This is a genomic window from Ruegeria sp. CDSA021, from assembly GCF_059612325.1.
Genome location: NZ_JBXWQJ010000044.1, coordinates 1 through 3178, shown reverse-complemented (window position 1 = coordinate 3178; position 3178 = coordinate 1). Strand labels below are relative to the sequence as shown.

At 54.9% G+C, this 3178-nt stretch carries 3 protein-coding genes; 1 reads left to right on the top strand and 2 read right to left on the bottom strand.

Annotated features, from left to right (window positions below):
* Nucleotides 1–246: 246 nt before the first annotated feature.
* Nucleotides 247–1170, top strand: a complete 924-nt coding sequence (locus tag AC2FLD_RS22350; protein WP_058277183.1) for a LysR substrate-binding domain-containing protein — start codon at nucleotides 247–249, stop codon at nucleotides 1168–1170.
* A 33-nt stretch (nucleotides 1171–1203) separates the two neighbouring features.
* Here AC2FLD_RS22350 and AC2FLD_RS22345 read toward each other — a convergent pair whose 3' ends face one another.
* Entirely contained in the window at nucleotides 1204–2262 is a 1059-nt protein-coding gene (locus AC2FLD_RS22345) for a quaternary amine ABC transporter ATP-binding protein (RefSeq protein WP_058274115.1), read from the bottom strand.
* Between the two features lie 12 nt (nucleotides 2263–2274).
* Nucleotides 2275–3178 (bottom strand): ABC transporter permease (locus AC2FLD_RS22340; RefSeq protein WP_496674513.1); only part of this gene is annotated, 904 nt, incomplete at its 5' end.

The window sequence follows — 3178 nt, the reverse complement described above, 5'->3', positions numbered from 1 at the left end:
TGGTGGCATGAAGGTGGAATCCCATAACATCTCTATCTGCTAATCTGGCATTTCTCACCCCGTGGAAGAATTGAAAGAAATTTCCTTTCATCAAGAAATTCTAACCGATCACATCGCACCGCGAATTGCGTGCTACCCCCTGACAGGTTATGAAAAAGAGTATCAATACCCTGCTATGTTCGCGCCCGTCGTCGGATAACTCTGCTTGAGGGTAAGCAGAATTGATTTCATCGAGGAGATGCAGCAATGACCACTCACATGCCCACGCTGGTTTCACTGCGCGCTTTTGAGGCGGTGGCGCGTCACAAGAGTTTCCGAAAGGCCGCTGACGAGATTTGTGTGACGCATGCGGCAGTCAGCCACCAGGTCAAAGCATTAGAAACAACAATCGGTGTTAAACTACTGGAACGCACAAGCCGTTCGGTCGAGCTAACACCGGCTGGCGAGCAATATTACCCGCCAATACGCGAACACATTCAGGGAATCATCAAAGCCACTCGGCGCATCCAGACACCTGAGGAACCGGACGTGTTGCTCGTTCAGTCCTACGCAAGTTTCAATACAATGTGGTTACAGCCCAGATTGGCAGACTTTCTTCAGGATAATCCGGACACACGCGTGCGCATCGTCTCTACTTTTGAAGACGGTGATTATGACATGCACCGGTTCGATGTGGGCGTGTTCAACGCGCCACCATTTGACAAACGGTTTGACTATAGCCCCTTGTTCGAAACGGATATCTACCCGGTATGTGCTCCGGAGGCCTTGAAAACCGCAAGCGGTGGAATGCCGCTGGAAGAGCTAAGAAATTTCCTGTTGCTGAGTGTCCCAAACACATGGAATGAGCCGGATGACTGGGACTGCTGGTTGGATGCGGCGGGCTTAGATCGCGAAACGATGAAATTTGGCTCTGTTTTCGACAATTACCCGCTGGTCCGTGAAGCTGTTCTAAAAAATCACGGTATCAGCGTCGCAAGAGCACCGTTTTGCACGCGTGACCTTGAAAGGGAGCGCCTGGTCAAACCGTTTGATATTTCGGTGCCCGAGCCAGGCAGCTGGTATCTGGCGACGCAAAAAGAACGTGCACCCAACCCAAAGCTCGATACGTTTGTTGACTGGCTGTTCGAACAGATCGAAGCCGACCCAACCATGCGGCTATTTCGGGCCTGATCTGATGAATTCCAGCTTTGTCGTCAGCGCGCGTCAGGACTGACGTGCGCCTGCTTCGGATGCGACGCGAGGGACGAGTGCGCGAACCAGTTCAGTCATATCCAGTGAGCCGACTGTCTTCTCCCCATCCTTGACAACATAGGCGTGTGACGTATCCCCGCCGGACCGCGCGATCATGCTTTCGAGCGTGTCGTTCACGTCCACTTCGCCATGGGCATCTTCTGGCACTTGGCCACCGTCCAGCGGGGTCATGATCGAGCGGACCCGCAGAACCCGTGCTCGGTTGATGTCGCTCACGAAGTCTTCGATGTAAGGATCGTTGGGGTTCAACAGAATATGCTGCGGCTCGCCCTGCTGCACGACAAAGCCGTCTTTAAGGATCACAAGGTGATCGGCCAGCTTCAACGCCTCATCTAGATCGTGAGTGATGAAGATGATGGTCTTGTGCAGCTCTTTTTGCAGCTCGAGCAGCAGGTCCTGCATGTCTGTTCGGATCAGTGGGTCAAGAGCCGAGAAAGCCTCGTCCATCAGCATGATCGGTGTGTTCGCGGTCAGCGCCCGGGCAATGCCCACACGCTGTTGCATCCCACCGGACAATTGCGCTGGATAATGGTTCTCGAACCCGCTCAGACCCACGCGATCCAGCCACTTGGCGGCTTCACGGTCGCAAGTCGCCTCGTCCTCGCCGCGCACCGAGAGCGGCATGCCTGCGTTCTTCAGCACGGTTTTGTGCGGCAAAAGCGCGAACTTCTGGAACACCATCGACATCTTTTCCTGTCGAGCATGGCGCAACCCGTCCTCGGACAGTTGCATCACGTCCTCACCCTGCACGATGATCTCGCCCGCAGTGGGTTCGATCAACCGGTTCAGGTGGCGGATCAGAGTAGATTTCCCAGAGCCGGACAGGCCCATGACCACTGTGATTTCCCCCGCCTGCATATCGACGTTGATGTTGTTGAGCCCCAACACGTGCCCGTGCTGCGCCAGCAATTCTTCCTTGCCCATGCCTCCTTTGGCATGCTGCAACACGTCCTTGTCGCGGGCGCCAAAGATTTTATAGAGCCCGGACAGGCGGACCATTGGTTGTGTCATTGAACCGGCTCCTTAATGTTTGACTTGGGTCTTATCGACCCGTGTGAGAGCTGCCTTGGATACGCGGTCAAGGATCACGGCCAGCAGAACAATGCCGATGCCCGCGACGATGCCCACACCCAGTTCAAGGTTTCGGATACCGCGCAACACGTTCACGCCAAGGCCAGGGGCCGAAACAAGAGAGGCGATCACGACCATGGCAAGGCTCATCATGATGGTCTGGTTGATTCCGGCCATGATATTGGGCAGCGCTAAAGGGAGTTGCACCCGCATCAGTTTCTGGCGGTCCTTCATGCCAAAGGCATTGGCCGCCTCGATCACATCCCTGTCGACAAGCCGGATGCCAAGGTCGGTCAAACGGATCACCGGCACAATCGCGTAAAGGATGATCGCAATCCCGTACAGTTTGGATTCCGTGACCGAGAACAAGAAAATCAGAGGGATCAGGTACACGAATGTCGGCAGGGTCTGCAGCAGGTCGAGCAACGGAACGACGCCTTTTTGCAATCGGTCGGATTTCGACATGGCAATTCCAATGGGCACACCGAACAGCACCGAAATCGTCGTACACACAAAGACGATCGACAGGGTTTGCATCGCCACATCGTAGTGGTCTACGAGGGCCAGCATCATAATCGAGGCGGCCACGAAGATCGTCACAGGGCGCGAACGTGACGCGTACCAGGAAATCGCCACCAGAAGCGGTACCATGATGAACCATGGCGTCGCTTCAAACAGCCAAAGTGCGCCATCCAATATCCAGCTCAATGGCTGCGTGATCGGGTCCAGAACGGTTTTCAGGACCGGTTTGGCTGCCAGAAACCCTTCTTCGATCCCGTTGGTTACATCGCGCGACTGCCATATGCGGTTGCAGCTTTCGTGCAGATTATCAAACGAGGGAATTGGAATGAGCGGC